This is a genomic window from Arthrobacter sp. UYEF20, from assembly GCF_040546335.1.
In the GTDB taxonomy this organism is placed as follows: domain Bacteria; phylum Actinomycetota; class Actinomycetes; order Actinomycetales; family Micrococcaceae; genus Arthrobacter.
Window position 1 is genome coordinate 175,047 of record NZ_JBEPNP010000003.1, and the last position, 17,660, is coordinate 192,706.

The 17,660-nt window shown below is 66.3% G+C and carries 15 protein-coding genes; 3 read left to right on the forward strand and 12 right to left on the reverse strand.

What is annotated here, in order from left to right:
* Positions 1-69 precede the first annotated feature (69 nt).
* Entirely contained in the window at positions 70-570 is a 501-nt protein-coding gene (locus ABIB26_RS04945) for a hypothetical protein (protein ID WP_354240134.1), read from the reverse strand.
* A gap of 447 nt (positions 571-1,017) precedes the next feature.
* Positions 1,018-1,674 carry a DUF6318 family protein gene (locus tag ABIB26_RS04950; protein ID WP_354240136.1) on the reverse strand — a complete coding sequence of 219 codons (657 nt, stop codon included), beginning with the start codon at positions 1,672-1,674 and terminating at the stop codon, positions 1,018-1,020.
* A 188-nt stretch (positions 1,675-1,862) separates the two neighbouring features.
* On the opposite strand from ABIB26_RS04950, the gene ABIB26_RS04955 reads away from it, so the two are divergent.
* The 3 genes from ABIB26_RS04955 (at position 1,863) to ABIB26_RS04965 (ending at position 3,244) form a co-directional block, all read left to right on the forward strand.
* On the forward strand, positions 1,863-2,297 hold the full coding sequence (locus ABIB26_RS04955) for a pyridoxamine 5'-phosphate oxidase family protein (RefSeq protein WP_354240138.1): 435 nt from the start codon (positions 1,863-1,865) through the stop codon (positions 2,295-2,297).
* A gap of 53 nt (positions 2,298-2,350) precedes the next feature.
* Positions 2,351-2,800: a very short patch repair endonuclease gene (locus ABIB26_RS04960; RefSeq protein WP_354240140.1), complete on the forward strand. Its 450-nt coding sequence runs from the start codon at positions 2,351-2,353 to the stop codon at positions 2,798-2,800.
* Between the two features lie 147 nt (positions 2,801-2,947).
* Positions 2,948-3,244, forward strand: coding sequence for a hypothetical protein (locus ABIB26_RS04965; RefSeq protein WP_354240142.1), 297 nt, complete (start codon positions 2,948-2,950; stop codon positions 3,242-3,244).
* Positions 3,245-3,274: 30 nt separating this feature from the next.
* Here the strand turns inward: ABIB26_RS04965 and ABIB26_RS04970 are convergent, their stop codons facing one another.
* The 10 genes from ABIB26_RS04970 to speB all read right to left on the reverse strand — a co-directional run bounded on the left by ABIB26_RS04970 (position 3,275) and on the right by speB (position 17,589).
* Positions 3,275-4,471, reverse strand: coding sequence for an McrC family protein (locus tag ABIB26_RS04970; protein WP_502913626.1), 1,197 nt, complete (start codon positions 4,469-4,471; stop codon positions 3,275-3,277).
* A gap of 100 nt (positions 4,472-4,571) precedes the next feature.
* Positions 4,572-6,803, reverse strand: a complete 2,232-nt coding sequence (locus ABIB26_RS04975) for an McrB family protein (protein WP_354240144.1) — start codon at positions 6,801-6,803, stop codon at positions 4,572-4,574.
* A 104-nt stretch (positions 6,804-6,907) separates the two neighbouring features.
* Positions 6,908-7,165 carry a hypothetical protein gene (locus tag ABIB26_RS04980; protein WP_354240146.1) on the reverse strand — a complete coding sequence of 86 codons (258 nt, stop codon included), beginning with the start codon at positions 7,163-7,165 and terminating at the stop codon, positions 6,908-6,910.
* Positions 7,166-7,244: 79 nt separating this feature from the next.
* Entirely contained in the window at positions 7,245-7,691 is a 447-nt protein-coding gene (locus tag ABIB26_RS04985; RefSeq protein ID WP_354240426.1) for an acyl-CoA thioesterase, read from the reverse strand.
* 86 nt (positions 7,692-7,777) lie between these two features.
* Positions 7,778-9,820: an ABC transporter ATP-binding protein gene (locus ABIB26_RS04990; RefSeq protein WP_354240148.1), complete on the reverse strand. Its 2,043-nt coding sequence runs from the start codon at positions 9,818-9,820 to the stop codon at positions 7,778-7,780.
* A complete protein-coding gene (locus tag ABIB26_RS04995; RefSeq protein ID WP_354240150.1) occupies positions 9,817-11,550 on the reverse strand; it encodes an ABC transporter ATP-binding protein in 1,734 nt (577 codons plus the stop codon). Before ABIB26_RS04995 ends, ABIB26_RS04990 begins: the two co-directional genes overlap by 4 nt.
* Before the next feature lie 328 nt (positions 11,551-11,878).
* Positions 11,879-13,966 (reverse strand): MFS transporter, encoded by a 2,088-nt coding sequence (locus ABIB26_RS05000; protein ID WP_354240428.1) that lies wholly within the window; start codon positions 13,964-13,966, stop codon positions 11,879-11,881.
* Positions 13,967-14,063: 97 nt separating this feature from the next.
* Positions 14,064-14,549 (reverse strand): MarR family winged helix-turn-helix transcriptional regulator, encoded by a 486-nt coding sequence (locus ABIB26_RS05005; RefSeq protein WP_354240152.1) that lies wholly within the window; start codon positions 14,547-14,549, stop codon positions 14,064-14,066.
* 266 nt (positions 14,550-14,815) lie between these two features.
* Positions 14,816-16,504, reverse strand: a complete 1,689-nt coding sequence (locus ABIB26_RS05010) for a thiamine pyrophosphate-binding protein (RefSeq protein ID WP_354240154.1) — start codon at positions 16,502-16,504, stop codon at positions 14,816-14,818.
* A complete protein-coding gene (gene speB, locus ABIB26_RS05015; protein WP_354240156.1) occupies positions 16,501-17,589 on the reverse strand; it encodes an agmatinase in 1,089 nt (362 codons plus the stop codon). Before speB ends, ABIB26_RS05010 begins: the two co-directional genes overlap by 4 nt.
* Positions 17,590-17,660: the final 71 nt, after the last annotated feature.

The following is a 17,660-nucleotide window of genomic DNA, read 5'->3' on the forward strand; positions in this document are numbered from 1 at the left end:
TGGCGGAAACTGCACAGCGCCTGCAACTATTCCATGTGAGACTCGGATCACTACCGGTGGAACTCCACACTAGGGACTGGGCGGAGAGCCGCCCGGGCAGCCTTGGCCCTGGGGGTTCCGGAGACAATCGTCCGCGTAATTCTTGGTAATGGACCGCCAGACACTGACAAGCTGCGGCGGCGAACTGAAGGAGCCTTGACCCGGGATGGGCAGGGGCGGGCCGCCATTTACGGAGTAGGTCCCGCGGAAATGCGTGGTCAGCACCACTGAGAAGTCCCCGGTCTGGGTGTAGGCGTGGCTGGTGAGGGTCTTTTCTCCCCATCGCTCCTGCGGCAACGGGCCGCCCGCCGCGGCTTGGGGACCGAGCGCACCACCGTCGCCGTAGGTCCAGGTGTATTCCACGGGCTGTGCCACGACGTGCACCTGCTGAGCCAGAATGGTGACATCAAACTGCTGTTCCGCAGCATCCCCGAAGAAGTTTGTCTCCGCTCCCCGAAGGGTGTGCGGGCTTGGCTGGGCCGTCACGGTTCCTGCCGCGATGGGAAGTCGCTGGAACTCGGTTTGGATCATGGCCGCGATCCGAGGCAGCAAGTCTTCTGGCCTTGCATCAAAGAGGCAGGTAGGGCCGGAATGAAAGTTCCACGAGGGGTTCGGCACACCAGCAGGAGCTTTCAACCAGACGACCGGAATCCCCTCTTTGCCGTCTGGCCCGTTCTTGCAATCGACAAGGTCTGCAAGACAGACGGTGTCGAACTCACCGCCCCCAAGATGACACTGAAGTTCATACTTGTACTGGTAGGGGTCGGCATTTGGAACGCCAGGCTGAGCCTGAACGAAGTCATTCAAGGCCGGGTCCCAATTCCACCCTCCGACGTGCACGTCTTTGGGTCCCCATCCGCCGGAAATGGGTGGGTCCTCAGCTCCGTCCGCTAGGGCCGGGGACACCGATATCCATATCAGCACGCCCACCATGAGGAGTATTGGCCTAAACACGCTATCTCGGAGAATTTTCATTGGCTAGCCGACTATGTTTCCGACATCATCGACATGCCAGGCATGATTGCGGTAGGCGATGAGCAGAAGATTACCGGTATCGTCTTCCTGCTTACCCGTCTGGGCGACGCTCCCATCGGCCCTCAAATAGATCAACGGAACTTGGTGGGCCTGAACCGCAACTTTGTAGATTCCGTCGGCGCCGATTGAAAATGTCGTTTCCACTGCAGGCGTCGTGATCTGACCGCCGATGAGCCACCGCCCTTCTTGGTGCCAAGCGGTTATGTCCTTTTTGGCTGTTATGCAAGGGGCACATGTGGATGAGGTGACGCTATCCAATGGCACTGTGTCCCCGGTCTCGTATCCGTAACTAAGCAACTGAAACCAGTACCGCGCAAATGCCTCCAGCCCTTCCTTCGTCTCCAGCTTCGCGGCCTCGGGGAGCACCGGAACCGGGACGTTCTGGGCTCTCCCTGAGGCGTCGGCCGGTTTGTAACTGGCGGTGGGGCTCGGGGTGGCACTGGGCGTGGTCGACACCGGCGGGCTCTGGGTCCCACCGGACGGCGATGCGTTCGGCTCGGCCCTTCCACCGTTACAGGCAGTGACAGACAACAGGAGCGCGGCAACGAGGGCGGCCGCGCGAATTCGCCTGCTGGTGGAGATCGAAGTGCGGGATGTCATGGTCAGCTACTCCCCCGATAGAAAATCAAGACGCGTTAAACCAAACAATGGCTTAAGGGTAACCGACGTCACATTTTGCTGGTCACGGTTGTCCACAGGCAGAAGCTCTCACTCCCTGTGCGCAGACAAACCCCTTGGCCTCCGAAACGCCTCTGGCGTTTCCCTGCCGGCGACAGAACAATAGGGTCATGATGTTCGAACATGCCGACGGCAATCCCGTCCTGAATCTGGACGATGAGCAGGCCTGGCAGCTGATTGAAGCCACTCAGCACGGGAGGCTGGTGGTCACCGTGGCCGGGGAGCCGGACATCTTCCCGGTGAACTACGCGGTCGGCGGCCGGAAGTTGTACCTCCGCACGGCCCCCGGCAACAAACTGGCCGAACTGACCATCAACTCTAAGGTGCTGTTTGAAACCGACGGCATCCTGTCCGAGGAAGCTTGGTCCGTGGTCCTCCGGGGCAACGCGCGCATCCTCCAACTGTCCGGGGACATTGCCGCGGCGGAGGCGCTGGGTCTCAAGTCCTGGGTTCCCACGCTGAAGGACTTCTACGTTGAGATCGAGCCGACCTCGGTCACCGGCCGCCACTTCGAGTTGGGCGAACAGCCGGAGCGGGAAATCTAGGCAGAGCCAGTCGAGCCGCCGCCTAGACTTAAGACATGGCGGAGACATAAACCATGGCGGACAAGCTGACCCCGGAGCGGCGCAGCTGGAACATGTCCCGCATCCGGGGGAAGAACACCAAACCGGAATTGCTGGTTCGAAAGTTGCTGCATTCCAAGGGCTACCGCTACCGGCTGCACGGCACGGCCCGCGGAGGCAGACTCCCCGGCAGGCCGGACCTGGTATTCGCCAGCCGCCACAAAGTCATCTTTGTCAACGGCTGTTTCTGGCATTTCCACGACTGCCGGGTGGGGCAACACGCACCCAAAGCCAACGCCGAGTTCTGGGAAACCAAGCGTTCGCGCACCCGGAACCGCGACGCCGAACAACTTCGACAGCTTGAAAGCCTAGGCTGGAGGGTGCTTACCGTCTGGGAGTGCGAGCTCAAGAATCCGTCCGCGCTGGAGCAGCAGTTGGATGCATTCCTGCTGGCCCAATCAACAGAACGCCGGCCAGGAAACTAGCCGCGGTACTGGGCAATCAGCCAACCGGCCATTTCGCTGGCGCGGCCTGCGGCGACTATGGTCTGACTCGGGTAATATTCGAGTCCGGGGAATTTTGGGGGATTCTGACCGTACTTGTTTCTGCTACTACACCCACGGGAGCCCCAGATGCCGCACTTGCTGACGTCGAATGAATTGCCCGGTATCGACGCCCCCCGCTCCGCGCCGTCCGCTCCCACCCGGCTGCAGGACTACCGGCGGGCCCACGAGGTCGATCCTGATCTTGAACCCCTGCGCAGGCAGGTCTCGACGATCATCGATGCGATTCTCGCTGATAACACGCCCGAAGAGGCGGAGGTACGAGAAAAACTCCGCTGGCACGTCGCCCGCAATCCCGGTAGGCCGGAGAAGGCACTCATGAGCCACTTGCTTTCAATCTCAGCCCGGCGGGAGGCAGCGGGGTAACGTCCGCCCGCAACTAGCGCACCGCCACCGTCACCGGCTGATGGTGGCCTGCCGCACGACTTCGCCCCAGGACTGTTGCGCGAGGTCCGCCACCGATGCCAGGATCTCCGACGGTGGCTTGGACAGATCCAGCGGAAACTCCACAATGTCGATGTCCGTGTTCAGGATCCGCCGCAACTTGATTTCGCCGGCGCCGGGGTAAATGAGCCAGGCGGTCGGAACCCGCAGTGAGGTGCAGTAGGCCAGCATCCGGTAATGGTCGCGGGAGAGTGAGGCGCCGACGTCGGCCGCCGCCTGGTACCTGGCGTCGTAGACCATCACAGGCCGCCCGCCCAGCAGGTGCACGGCACCCGGCTGCACCACGATCCGGTCCGAGTCCCGGACGGCCTCGTTGAGCAAGGCGTTGTACCGCAGGCGCATCTCACCGGGGAAGGCCGCCATGGCCTCGCGCAGCGCCGTGCCGACGAAGTCCTCGAACACCTTGGACATGTCCACCACAAACGACGCCGACTGTTGCTTTCCGTCGCCGGCTTCCGCGGAGGCGTTGCGCAGGATCAGCTCGGCGAGGCGCAGGGCAGCGTGGTAGCGGGTGTTCATCCGGCTGGCCCGCCATGCCGGCAGCGGCGCACCGGACTGCAACCGGGTCACGGCCGCCAGCTTTCCCTTCAGCTGGCGCAGCCGGCTGAGTACTTCCGGCCGGACGCCCGGCACCTGGGACATCCGCTCCAAAGCGGCCCGCAGGATCCGGTTTTCCGCGATGTCTTCGGTGAACTCGTCGTAGGAGACCTCGAGCGGGACCAGCATGCCGGGCCGGCGGGAGATCTGGTCCGAGATGCGGATCCTGCCCTTGACCGTCCGGAGTGATTCGTCCACGTTCAGGTAGCCCTGCAGCGACCCCCGGCTGAGCGCACGGTCCGCGAGTTGCGCCAGCGATTCTGCCAGTGCGCTCCACAGATCCGTCTCCTCGACGGCGGCGACGGAATCTTCGCGGAAACCCTGGTCCCCCGCGTAGCCGAGCATGAACAGCAGCCGTCCCAGACCGAGCCGCTCCTTGGGCCGTACCTCCAATTGCACCGTTGGGGTGCGCACGGAACCCACCCTTCCGACGGGTTCGATCCGGTACAGGCCCATGCCCATCGGTGAGGCTTTCGCCAGGCCGCTTCCGTTGATGTAGGCGGCGCTTGGCGGGTCCAGCCGCTCGGCGACCCCGACGGAGAGCTCGTCCAGCACGATGCGGCGCGGCGGCACGCCGCCCGGCGCCGGGCCCGGACCGGCCACGCCCGCGCCGGCGGCGCCCGGCGCCGGGCCCGGACCGGCCACGCCCGGGCTAGGCGTGCGCAAGGCGGGAGAGCAGTTGGTCCAGTCCGAACCGTTCCTCCAACTGGGCCCGGTTGAGCTGGCCGTGATAGTGCTCCTCGAGCAGCGGCATCAGCTCGTACTTCCAGATCCGGCGCAGGCCCTTGGGCGTCTGGGCGGACTTCTTCATGAAGTAGGACGGCCCGATCATGAGGTCGCGGTCCCACTCGTCAATCGCGTCGTTGAGCGCGTCCATCAGCAGGGCCGGCGTCGTGTCCAGCTCGCGGGCCTGCAGGAACCGCAGCAGCGAGCCCTTCACCGGTTCGGTCTTCGGGTGCAGCTCAATGAAGGAGAAGCGCCGGCGGATGGCCGCGTCCATCATCGCGATGGACCGGTCCGCGGTGTTCATGGTGCCGATGATGTACAGATTGTCCGGCAGCGTGAAGGGCTCGTTGGGACTGTACTGAAGGTAGATCCTGTCGTCACGGTATTCGAGCAGGAAGTACAGCTCACCGAAGACCTTCGCGAGGTTCGCCCGGTTCATCTCATCGATGATCAGGAAGTACGGTTTGCTCTCGTTGCCGGGCTTCGCGGCCTCCTCGGCGATCCGGCGCAACGGACCGGCCACGAGCTTGAAGGACACCTGGCCCTCGTCCGTCTTGTCCGGGCGGAACCCCTCGAAGAAGTCCTCATAGGCGTACGAGGGGTGGAACTGCACCAGCTTCACGCGCTCGTCCGTGGTGTCCCCAGCCAGCTGGGCCGCCAGGTGCTTGGCGAGGTAGGTCTTGCCCGTACCGGGCGGGCCGTAGAGCACCACCTGCCGGTTCTCCTCGAGCAGTTCGGCGATCTCCTGGAGCGGGTCCAGGTCCATGTGCAGGGAAGCGGCGAATTCCGGCGTCAGGGGGCGGAAACCCTCACAGGCGGGTTCGACGACGGCGTCCGGTTCGGTGCCGTCGCCGGCTTCCGCTTCCGCTTCGGCCGGCAGGAGCGCCTCGAGCGCCTGGATGACCCGGGTGATGTCCACAATGATGCCGGAGGTGGCCAGCTGGCGCTGCACGTGCCGGGGCAGCTCCGTCATATTGTGGGTTTCATCGAACCAGCGGACCTTGCGGGCCAGCTGGCGGTTGTTCTCCTGGTGCTCCGGTTCCCCCAGGACCACTCCCACGCGGACGGTGCCGGAGCTCTGGTACAGGGTCAGGTCGCCGGGCTTCATCACGGTCAGGAACGCGAAGACGGCGGTCTTGGTGTCCTCGCGTTCCACATAGCCGAGGTGCTTGTAGTCCTCGTCCACCGCGTGCTGGACCAGCCCCGCAGTGACGCCCGGATCCAGCAGGCGGAGGTGTTCGACGTCGAGCGTCACTGTTTCCTTGGTCTGCCAGGCGCCAAGCAGCTCGGCGTTGTCCTGGTGGGTGCGCAGCAGCCACGCGCGGCGGCCGGGGTCCCCCACCTTTCGCCACTGGCTGACCAGCTGCCGGGAGTACCAGTCGATCCGCTGGCCCGCCTGCTCGTCAAGGTGCAGGCGGATGCGGTGGATGTCCGCCGAGATTTCCTCGTCGCTGTCGCCTTTGGCCCCGCCCACGAGGGAGGCAAAGGCGTCGCGGATCTCCTGGCGTTCGACGTCGGCCACCACCGGCTCGAAGTAGCTTGGCCAGACCAGGAATTCGATGCTGCGGCGGATTGCCGGCTGGTCGTCGGGGGTGCCCGCGACCAGCTGGTGGAATGCCAGCGGATCCTTGACGGCAGCCGAGACCACGCCCGGAGGCCGCCGGGCAACGTGCTGGACAAAGCGGCACAGCCATTTCAGGTGGTCCCAGATGGTCCAGTTGAATTCCGCTGTGCGGTCCCGGATCACGCCGTGGTCCGTCATGCCCGCGTACAGCTCGTCCGGGAGTGCCAGGGGCGGTTCGAGCCAGGATGCCGCCTCGGCCACCCGGGCGCGTTTGACCTTGAGGGATTTCACCTCGTGCGCCAGCGGCAGGGACTGGAGAAACAGCAGTTCAACTGCCAGCTGCTTGGCTCCCCGCGAGGCATCCGCCAGGTTCTCCCGGAGGTTTGTCATCATGGGCGCCTTGGGGTCCGCAACGCCGCGCTCGAGGCGTTCCAGCAACTCCGCGGCAGCCTGCACCGACCACGTTTTCGTGCGGCCGTCCAGCGCGGACGCTTTGCCTAGCAGCCCCGGTCCCAAGACAAACCACGCAGCGTCCTCAATCTCCTTGGAGATGCCGAGGGCGCGGTGCATGGCAGGCTTTGGGGATGGGGTCATGCCTTCAATTTACAGGGTTAAGCTGAACGCCCGCATCATGAGGCGCCCCGAAGCTACTGCCAGGTAGGTGCCAGGGGGCGGCCCGATTGGCTGGCTGGCCGCGGTTACTTGACCGCGGGACGGCGCTTGACGCCAAAGGTGAAATAGCTGCCCGGGCCGACGAAGTTGACCAGGGTGGCCACCCGCCACAGTGCCTTGCTGCCGCGGATCTGCTCGGCTGGGCGCCGCGAAATATCCCGCTGGGCCGCGAAAAGGAGCGAGAGCTGGACGACTGCCGCCGTGATGGTTCCGAACTTCGCCATCGGCGAGAGTTCCTTCCAGGCCTTCTTTCGGGCGTTCTTCTTCTTGCTCTTGTTCACCATGATCTGAGCTCCTTGCTTCCGGGGCCGACTGCCTTCGGGGTGGTTCATTCTAGGGGCGATCCGTGGGCCGAGCTAGAGGCTATGGGGCCGGGTGGCCTGAGCCCGTGTGGGCAGGAGTGAATTGCGCGAGCTTCACTTTCTGCTCAGGGGTCAGCCGCAGCACCCGCCCGGTGGCCTCTTCCACGAAGGCCAGGTGGCTCGTGGCGCGGACACAGTCCTCCCGGGTCACGGGATCCTGCACCACGTAGTGGATGTCGAAGCTCGCGCCCTTCACCGCCCCGATCCAGAGCTGGACCGGCACCGGCACGTTGCGGTATTCGAGCGTCCTGACGTAGCGGATCTTGTGCTCCACCACCAAGGCCAGGGTGCCCGCCGGGATCTCGCTGAACAGCGGCACCGGCGGCTCGATCCCGGGCAGGCCGGCCCCGCGGGGCGGGCCGAACGCCGCGATGCGGGCTTCCTCCAGGATCCGGACGATCTGCACGTTGTTGATGTGGCCGTAGGCGTCCATGTCGCTCCAGCGCATCGGCACCTGCACCTCGATGCGCCGCGGGTCCTCGGCGGCGGATGGGGGCTCGGCGGCCGCGGCGCGCGCGGCCGGCCCCGCGGCGCTCAGCTGTGCACCGCCGTCGCATCGTCTGCCGTGTTTTCCGAAAAGGCCGCCTCGGCGTCCTCCCCGGCGAACTGGGACATGTACAGGTGGTAGTAGGCGCCCTTCAGTTCCAGCAATTCCGCGTGCCTGCCCTGCTCCACGATGCGGCCGGCCTCCATCACCAGAATGGTGTCGGCGTCGCGGATGGTGGAGAGTCGGTGGGCGATCACAAAGCTGGTGCGGTCGGTCCGCAGCGCCGCCATGGCCTTCTGCACGAGCACTTCCGTGCGGGTGTCCACCGAGCTCGTGGCCTCGTCCAGGATCAGCAGAGAGGGGTTCGCCACGAAGGCGCGGGCGATGGTGATGAGCTGCTTTTCGCCGGCGCTGACGTTGTTACCTTCCTCGTCGATGATGGTGTTGTAGCCGTCCGGGAGGGCCCGGACGAAACGGTCCACGAAGGTGGCCTTCGCCGCCTCCATTACCTGCTCCTCGGTGGCGTCCAGCTTGCCGTAGCGGATGTTCTCGTAGATGGTGCCGCCGAACAGCCAGGCGTCCTGCAGGACCATGCCCACCTTGGCGCGCAGTTCCGCGCGGCTCAGCGCGGTGATGTCGACGCCGTCCAGGGTGATGCTGCCGCCCTGGAGTTCGTAGAAACGCATCACGAGGTTCACCAGGGTGGTCTTGCCCGCACCGGTGGGCCCGACGATCGCCACTGTGTGCCCGGGCTCGGCGGTGAAGGAGAGGTCCTCGATCAGCGGCTTGTCCGGGGTGTAACTGAACGTGACGTGCCGGAAGTCGACATGGCCGTCCGTCTTGGCCGGGAGGTGCTCGGTGGCGGTCTCGGCGTCCTGTTCGTCGGCGTCGAGGAATTCGAAGACCCGCTCCGCGGAGGCGACGCCGGACTGCAACATGTTGGCCATGCCTGCCATCTGGCCCAGCGGCTGGGTGAACTCGCGGGAGTACTGGATGAACGCGGTGGCGTCGCCCAGGCTCATGCCGCCGGAGGCGACGCGCAGGCCGCCGACCACGGCGATGCCCACGTAGCTGAGGTAGGACACGAACTGCATGACCGGCATGATCATGCCGGAGACGAACTGCGCACCGAAGCTTGCCTTGTAGAGGGCCTCGTTGCGTTCGTCGAAGCGGGCCAGCATGTCCGCGTCACGGCCGAAGACCCGGACGAGCTCGTGCCCGGAGAAGGACTCCTCGATCTGGCCGTTGAGCTCGCCCGTGTTCTTCCACTGGGAGGCGAAGAGCTTCTGGCTGCGGGAACCGATGAGGCCGGCGGCGACGGCCGAGAGCGGCAGCGCGACCAGGGCAATCACGGCCAGCTGCCAGGACACGATGAACATCATGATCACGATGCCGATCACCGTCAGCGCCGACTGCACCAGCTGCGCGAGGGCCTGTTGGAGCGCCTGCTGGATATTGTCCACATCGTTGGTGACCCGGGAGAGGATGTCGCCGCGCTGGCGGGTGTCGAAGTAGTTCAGCGGGAGCCTGTTCAGCTTCTTCTCGGTGTCATCGCGCAGCTGGCGGACCACCCGCATGACCAGGATGTTCAGGACGTAGCCCTGCAGCCAGAGGAAGATGTTGGCGACGAAGTACATCACCAGCACCACGCTGATGAGGAACGCGAGCTTCTGGAAATCGATGCCCGCCCCCGGGATGAGGTCCATCCTGGAGATCATGTCCGCGAAGTTGTCCTGGCCCTGGGCCCGCAGGCCCTCGACGAACTGCTCCTTGGTGGCCCCGGAAGGCAACTGCTTGCCCACCACTCCTCCGAAGATCACGTCCATCGCCTGGCCCAGGATCCGGGGGGCGATGACGTTGAGGACGACGGCGACCGTCACCATCCCGAGCACCAGGACGATTCCCGTCCGCTCGGGTTTCAGCAGGCCCATGAGGCGCTTCGCCGACGGCCAGAAATGCTGGGCCTTCTTGGCCGGCATGGCGCCGAACATGCCGCCGTCGGCCTCGCCGGGGGTGAACTCCTCCTCATGGAAATCGTCGTCCGGGGCGGCGTCGGGGGTTTGGGTGGTGACCTGGTGGTTGGTGCTCATGCCACTGCCTCTGCGCTCAGCTGGGATTCGACGATTTCCTGGTAGGTGCTGGAGCTTTCCAGCAGTTCTTCATGGGTGCCGCGGTCAACGATCCGTCCCTTGTCCAGCACCAGGATCTGGTCCGCGTCGGCGATGGTGGAAACGCGCTGGCCGACGATGATCACTGTGGCGTCCGCGGTTTTTGCCTTCAGCGCGCGGCGGAGCCTGGCATCGGTGGCGACGTCGAGGGCCGAGAACGAGTCGTCGAACAGGAACACCTTGGGCTCGGTGACGAGCGCCCGTGCGATGCAGAGCCGTTGCCGCTGGCCGCCGGAGACGTTGGTACCGCCCTGGGCGATGCGTGAACCGAGCCCGTTCTGCTTGTCCCGCACGAAGTCCGCGGCCTGCGCCACGGTCAGGGCGTCCCACAGTTGCTCGTCCGTGGCCTCGGGGCTGCCGAAGCGGAGGTTGTGCTCGATGGTCCCGGAAAACAGGTAGGCACGCTGTGGCACCATGGCGACGCGCTGGGTGATCTCCGAGCGGTCAAGCTTGGTGACGGGGACGCCGTCGAGCAGCACCTCACCCGAGGCGGCGTCGTACAGCCGCGGGAGCAGTGCCAGCAGGCTGGTCTTGCCGGCACCGGTGGAGCCGATGATCGCCACGGTCTGGCCGGGTTCGGCGGTGAAGCTGATGTCGCTCAGCACCGGCGCCTCGGCGCCCGGGTAGGCGAAGGACACGTTCCGGAACTCCACCCGGCCGGCCTTCCGGGCCGGGGCCACGGGCGTGGGCGGCTCGTGGATGGAGGGTTCGACGTCGAGCACCTCGCCGATGCGGTCCGCACAGACGGAGGCGCGCGGAATCATCATCGCCATGAACGTGCCCATCATGACGGCCATCAGGATCTGCAGCAGGTACTGCAGGAACGCCGTCAGCGAGCCCACCTGCATGTCCCCGGCGTCGACCCGCTGGCCACCGAACCACAGCACGGCCGCGGTGGAGACGTGCAGGATCATGCCGATGGCGGGGAACATCAGCACGAACAGGGCGCCGATCTTCAGCGAGACGTCCGTGAGTTCCTTGTTCGCGGCGCCGAACCGTTCCGTTTCGTGGGGCTCGCGCACGAAGGCCCGGACCACGCGGATGCCGATGATCTGCTCGCGGAGGATCCCGTTGATCCGGTCGATCTTCGTCTGCATGGAGCGGAAGAGCGGCATCAGCCGGACCACGAGATAGCCCACGACGACTACCAGCAAAGGCACCGAAACCCAGACCAGCCAGGACAGGTTCAGGTCCTCGCGGAGGGCCATGAAGATGCCGCCGATGCACATGATGGGCGTGGCCACCATGAAGTTCAGGCCCATCAGCATGAGCATCTGGACCTGCTGGACATCGTTGGTGCCGCGGGTGATCAGCGTGGGGGCGCCGAAGACGTTGACGTCCTTCGCGGAGAAGCTCGTGACCTTGCGGAACACGCCCCGGCGGAGGTCGCGGCCGAACGCCATCGCTGCCTTGGAGCCGAAGTACACGCCGGCGATTGCAGTGGCGACCTGGATCAGGGCGACGACGAGCATCACCCCGCCGGTCCGCCAGATGTAGTCAGTGTCGCCACGGGAGACACCCTCATCGATGATCTGCGCGTTGAGGCTGGGGAGGTACAGCGCCGCGATAGTGGAGGCGAGTTGGAAGATGATGACTGCCGCGATATACGGCAGATACGGCTTGGAATAGCGCCGTATGAGAGTGACAAGCATGCCCACGAGTCCTTAAGGAATACCGAATAAATGAGGCTGGAGAGAAGACCGAAGAGAGAACATCGAAATGATGTTCCCAGTATTAGCAGGTGGGGCCGACAGCCTTAGCCATCCAACTCTACGGAATCCTTTGCGGGCCGGGAACACCGACACCAAATATCATCCAAACGGTGTACAGACTTCAGGCGTGACGCCCGCTGCCCCGCGTCCCCTTACCGGGGTGCGGGGCTGCTCGGCCGGGGCGCGTCACCGTGCGCTGTCACCGTCACTGTGCACTGTCACCGTTCCTTCGCCCGGGCCTAGCGTGCCGGGCTGAGTCAATAGCCGGTCAAAGCCCCTCTGCGCCGCGGTGCCTGCCGTGCGTTGCAATGTAATCGGCCGCGGCACGCTGCAGCTTCCGTTCTTTGCCCAGCTGCCGGCGCAGGGTGGTCAGCTCGGCGCTGACCCTGGCCTGCTCGGCGGCAATTTCCCGCTGCACTTCTGCCTGCTGGTTGACCGCCCGCAGTGCAACAGATAACTGGAGCTGTTGTTCGGCGAGCAGCCTCTGGGTCTCAAGCAGCACGGGAACGACGTCGGCCGTTTCGGTTCGGGCTTCCGCCAGCATGGTGCGCGCCCGAAGCCGGACACCGTCGCGGTCGGGTGCCCGGGTCTCGGCGGCGCGGGTCTCGGCGGCACGCTGGCGGCTGAGGACCTCGATGAACTCCCGGTCCAGATCGACGATGCCGGTTCCCGGCACCGGGACATCGCCGGAATCCCCGGCGCCACCCGGCGTCGAAACACCCGGCGTCGAACCAGCCGACGGCGCCGCGGCGTAGACCCTGTTGCCGCGGGTGTCGCCCGTCCCGCCGGCGGCCAGTGCGGCAGCGCCGGCGTCGCTGTCCGCACCGGAACCGGTCACGGCGGTGGCGGTAGCCTCGGGCTGGATGTCCACGGTGCGCCGCAGCGGCTGTTCCTTGATGAAGAGGATCGCGACCAGCGCCACGATGCCGATGATCGCCGAGATCAGGAAGATCTCCGCGGTCGCGTCACCGTACGCTGCCCGCATGATGTCGCGGACCGGAGCCGGCATGTCCGTGAGGTCCATGCTTGCCCCGGCGGATCCGCCGGACGCGGGGATCCCGGCCGCGGCGAGCCCCTCCGTGGCTAGCTCCTTGACCCGGTTGCCGAGGATGGCGCCGAGGACCGAAACCCCGATGGCGCCGCCAACGGAGCGGAAGAACGCCACGGAGGCACTGGCGGTGCCGATGTCGGTCGCCCGGACAGTGTTCTGCACGGCCAGGACCAGGTTCTGCATGAGCAGGCCCAGGCCGAGGCCGAGGATGCCGGTGTAGAGGCCGGTCAGCCAGAGTTCGGTGGTGTGGTCGATGGTTCCGGCCAGGCCGAGCCCGCCGATCAGCAGTACCGCGCCGGCAACGAGGTAGCGCTTCCACTTTCCGGTGCGGCTGATGAGCTGACCGGACAGGACCGAGCCGATGAGGTTGCCGGCGATCATGGGCAGGGTCAGCAGCCCGGCTTCGGTGGGGGAAGCACCGCGGGCCACCTGGAAATACTGGCCCAGGAATGCAGACGAGCCGAACATGCCCACGCCGACGGCAACCGAGGCCAGGACGGCCAGGGCGGTGGTCCGCTGCGAGATGATCTTCAGCGGAATGATGGGCTGCGCCACCCGGGATTCCACCACGACGAGCAGGGCCAGGAGCACCACGCCGCCGCCCACCATGGCGGCGGTCTGCCACGACCACCAGTCGTAATAGGCGGGGTTGCCGGCGAAGGAAACCCAGATCAGGAGCAGGCTCACGCCGGAGGTCAGCAGGATGGAACCAAGCCAGTCGATCCGGGCCGGTCGCTTGATGTGCGGAATCTTCAGCGTGATCTGCAGCAGGATGAGCGCGACGACGGCGAGCGGGACGCAGACGAAGAAGGTCCAGCGCCAGCCCAGCGGGCTGTCCACGATGAAGCCGCCAAGCAGCGGGCCGCCCGCAGTACCGACGGCCATGACGCCGCCCATGTAGCCGGAGTACTTTCCGCGATCACGTGGCGGGATGATGGATCCGATGATGGCCTGGGCCAGGGCGGTCAGTCCGCCCATCGCGACACCCTGGATGACGCGTGCGGTGAGCAGCAGCGGGATGGTCTCGGACAGCCCGGCCATGACGGAGCCGGCCACAAAGATCACGATGCTCAGCTGGACGAGGACCTTCTTGTCGAAAAGGTCCGCCAGCTTGCCCCAGATCGGCGTGGTCGCGGCGTTGGCGAGCAGCGCCGCGGTGATGACCCAGGCGAAGTCCGTCTGCGTGCCCTTGAGCTCGGCCATGATGGTGGGCAGCGCGTTGGCCACAATGGTGCTGCTCAGGATCGCGGTGAAGAACGCCGCGAGCAGCCCGGTGAGGGCCTCCATGATCTGGCGGTGGGTCATCGCGGCCGCGGGAGCGGGAGCGGGTTGCGAAAGTGGGGTGGGGGCCGGGGTGGGGGCCGGCGACGGCCCGGTGGCGGCAGCGTGGCTTGCCATGTGTTTACTCCTCAGCAACGGTGGTAGTAGTGGTGGATCCGGCCGCCTTCGCCCGGGCTGTGGTCCGGAGGGACTCAGCAAGTTTGTTCAGGGTCCGCGCCGTGTCTTCGGCGTCGTCCTCGGTCCAGTCCTCCAGGAGCCCCTGCAGGGTGGCGGTGCGGTGGTCCTCGATGGAGCGCAATTTCTCGACGCCGGACGCGGAGAGCGCCACCAGCTGGGCCCGCCCGTCCCCGGGGTCCGGGCGCCGGACCACATAACCCTGCTCCTCCAGCTCGGCGATGTGCCGGCTGAGGACCGGGGCGCTGACGCCGAGGCGCTCCGCCAGGTGCGTGGCCCGCGACTCGCCCTCCCCCACGAAACGCAGGACTCCCTGCAACGCCGCTCCGGTGTCCTGGCCGCGGGAATTGATCGCGGCGACGCAGCGGACGGCGCGCTGGAGATCGAAGATCTGGTAGACGAGTTTGGCTGCGGTGCTTGGTGCAACTGACATGGTGACCCCTTTTGCTTGCCTTAGGCAACAATACGCTAAATTGATTGCTTTGGGAAACTAAGCAGGCGGGGCAGGGACGTCGGAGAGGCTCCCCCTCCGCCGCGCTCCACCCCTACAAAGGAAGCGCGAACGTACACGTCAGGCCCCGAATCCGCGGGATTCAGGGCCTGACATGTACGTTCGCGCTAGGGGTTACGTTCGCGCTAAAGGGTTGCGGGAGCGCGCTAAGGGTTGCAGGAGAGGCGGGCGGACGGGGCCGAGCGTGCTTAGACGTCCAGATGGGTCGGGGCGAACATCTTGAGCAGGCTTTCGACGACGACGACGTTCGGGCCGTCCGCGGCGAAGCCCGCCTTCAGCGCGTCCCCCACATCCTCCGGCGCCACCCGGACGGCGGGGACCCCGAAGGCCTCCGCCAGTTTGACGAAGTCGGGGCGGGCGAGTTCGGTGGCGGTCGCCTTGCCGAAGGCTCCCACCATGTATTCGCGCAGGATGCCGTAGCCGCCGTCGTCCACGATCAGCCACGTGACCGGTACGTTGTGCTGCTTGGCCGTGGCCAGTTCGGAAATCGAGTACATCGCGGAGCCGTCGCCGGAGACGGCCAACACCCGGGCCGAACCGCCGGGCCTTCCGGTGGTTTCCAGGCCGACGGCACCGCCGATGGCTGCGGGGAAGCCGAAGCCCAGCCCGCCCGCGCCCTGCGCTGAGTGGAACTGGCCCTCGCGGGCGTCCCAGCAGCTCCAGGCCCAGTAGGCGGAAATCGTCATGTCCCAAAACGTCTGCATGGCCGCGGGAACGGCCTCGCGGATATCCGCCATGAACGTCAGTTCCTTGGCCAGATCCTGGGATTCGAGGCGGGCCTTGACCTTGGCCAGGGTCTCTTTGACCAGGGCCTCGGGTGAGGTGCCGTGCCAGTCCGCGCGCCCGCCGCGCGGTTCCGTCAGTGCCGCATCCCGGGCGGCGTCCAGGGCGGAGTCGAGGGCGGCCAGCGCCTGGCCGGCGTCTGCACGGATGCCGAGGCCCGGACGGTTGGACTCAAGGACGCGGGGCTCGGCGTCGATCTGGATGATCCGGCCGCGCGGCTCGAAGGTGAAGTAGTTCGAGGTGACTTCGCCGAGCGAGGAGCCGATGACGATCAGCACATCGGCGTCCTCGAGCAGCTCCGTCATGTACTGGTCCTCGATCCAGGACTGGAGCGAGAGCTCGTGGTTCCACGGGAACGCCCCGTTGCCGCCGGGGGTGCTGATGACCGGGGCGCGCAACTTCTCCGCGATGGAGAGCAGCGCTTTCTCGGCCCGGCCGCGGCGGGTCCCGCCGCCGGCGATGATCGCCGGACGCTCCGCCGTCGAGAGCCATTTCACGGCTTCGCGGACCAGTTCCACGCGGGGCGGGTTGTCCGCCGCTTCGGCGAGGGCATCCTCCACGGGTGGCACCATGATGGGGTCCAGCAGGACGTTTTGCGGGATTTCCAGCCACACGGGGCCCTGCGGTGAGGAGATGGCCTCGGTCCAGGCGTCCTGGATGGCCGAGGGGATGCCCGAGGCGTGCTGGATCAGCCGCTGGCTCTTGGTGACGTTCGCGGCCGAGGCCTTCTGGTCATCGAGCTGGTGCAGCATGCCCTTCCGGCGCGCGCCGAGGCCCTCGAGCGGGATCTGGCTCGCGATGACCACCATCGGCACACCCGTGGCGTACGCCTCCTGCAGCCCGGCCAGCGAGGTCAGGGCGCCCGGACCGGTGGACAGGAAGAGGACGCCGACCTCGCCGGTGGCGCGGGAGTAGCCGTCCGCGGCGAAAGCCGAATTGTTTTCCACCCGGGAGGAGACAAAGTGCAGGTTCCCGCGGCCCATCGCGTCGAAGAGCCCCAGCGCGTGCTGGCCCGGGATGCCGAAGACGGTTTTTGCACCAAGGGCCTCAAGGGTTTCGACGACGAGGTCCCCGCCGTTGCGCACGCCGCTCACTGGGTGGCCATCGGAGCCGCGAAGTCGGCCGACGGCGACGCAAAGCCGGCCGGGCGGCGGGATTCCTGGCCCAGTGCCTGGGCCGCGTAGCCGCTGGCCGCGCCGTGCCTGTCCCCCGCCACGGCGCGGTCCGCCATCAGCGTCACGAGTTCATAGGCAACGTGGCTGGCAGCGACGCCGGTGATGTCCGCGTGGTCGTAGGCGGGGGCTACCTCGACGACGTCGGCACCCACGAGGTTCATGCCGCGGAAGCCGCGGATGATTTCCAGCAGCTCACGGCTGGTAATGCCGCCGGCTTCCGGCGTTCCGGTGCCCGGTGCATGCGCCGGATCGAGGACGTCGATGTCCACCGAAATGTAGAGGGGACGGTTGCCGATCCGGTCGCGGACCTTGGCGACGGTTTCCAGCACGCCCTGGTAGTAGACGTCGGCGGAGGTGACGATGCCGAAGCCGAAGCGGTGGTCGTCGTCGAGGTCCTTCTTGCCGTAGAGCGGACCGCGGGTGCCGATGTGGCTGATCGCCTCGGTGTCCAGGATGCCTTCCTCGACGGCGCGGCGGAAGGGCGTTCCGTGGGTGTATTCGGCGCCGAAGTAGGTGTCCCAGGTGTCCAGGTGCGCGTCGAAGTGGAGCATGGCGACAGGCTGGCCGGCGCGTTCGGCGGCGGCGCGCAGCAGGGGCAGCGCGATGGTGTGGTCCCCGCCGAGGGTCAGCAGCTTGCTGCCGGCGGCCGTCAGGTCCAGCGCGTTCTGCTGGATGGTCTCGATGGCGTCATTGATGTTGAAGGGGTTGACGGCCATGTCACCGGCGTCGGCAACCTGGATGTTCTCGAAGGGGCTGACGTCCCACGCCGGGTTGTACGGGCGCAGCAGGCGGCTGGCTTCGCGGACGTGGTTGGCGCCGAAGCGCGCCCCGGGGCGGTAGGAGACGCCGGAGTCGAAGGGCACGCCGACCACCGTGACGTCGGCCCTGGCGACCTGGTCCAGCCGCGGCAGGCGGGCGTAGGTGGCAGCTCCGGAGTATCGCGGAACACGGGATGAATCGATGGGGCCAAGGTTGCCATTGGCCTCGATGCGCAGCTCTTCCAAAAGAAAGCCTCTCCTTCGAGGATTGACCGACGGGTGTGACAGCCATCATACACTCGAAGTTTTGCAATGCG

Coding starts and splice junctions, on each gene's coding strand:
- ABIB26_RS04945 (WP_354240134.1), bottom strand. CDS start 570: ATGATCCAAACCGAGTTCCAGCGACTTCCCATCGCGGCAGGAACCGTG.
- ABIB26_RS04950 (WP_354240136.1), bottom strand. CDS start 1,674: ATGACATCCCGCACTTCGATCTCCACCAGCAGGCGAATTCGCGCGGCC.
- ABIB26_RS04955 (WP_354240138.1), top strand. CDS start 1,863: ATGATGTTCGAACATGCCGACGGCAATCCCGTCCTGAATCTGGACGAT.
- ABIB26_RS04960 (WP_354240140.1), top strand. CDS start 2,351: ATGGCGGACAAGCTGACCCCGGAGCGGCGCAGCTGGAACATGTCCCGC.
- ABIB26_RS04965 (WP_354240142.1), top strand. CDS start 2,948: ATGCCGCACTTGCTGACGTCGAATGAATTGCCCGGTATCGACGCCCCC.
- ABIB26_RS04975 (WP_354240144.1), bottom strand. CDS start 6,803: ATGACCCCATCCCCAAAGCCTGCCATGCACCGCGCCCTCGGCATCTCC.
- ABIB26_RS04980 (WP_354240146.1), bottom strand. CDS start 7,165: ATGGTGAACAAGAGCAAGAAGAAGAACGCCCGAAAGAAGGCCTGGAAG.
- ABIB26_RS04985 (WP_354240426.1), bottom strand. CDS start 7,691: ATGCGCTGGAGCGACATGGACGCCTACGGCCACATCAACAACGTGCAG.
- ABIB26_RS04990 (WP_354240148.1), bottom strand. CDS start 9,820: ATGAGCACCAACCACCAGGTCACCACCCAAACCCCCGACGCCGCCCCG.
- ABIB26_RS04995 (WP_354240150.1), bottom strand. CDS start 11,550: ATGCTTGTCACTCTCATACGGCGCTATTCCAAGCCGTATCTGCCGTAT.
- ABIB26_RS05000 (WP_354240428.1), bottom strand. CDS start 13,966: ATGACCCACCGCCAGATCATGGAGGCCCTCACCGGGCTGCTCGCGGCG.
- ABIB26_RS05005 (WP_354240152.1), bottom strand. CDS start 14,549: ATGTCAGTTGCACCAAGCACCGCAGCCAAACTCGTCTACCAGATCTTC.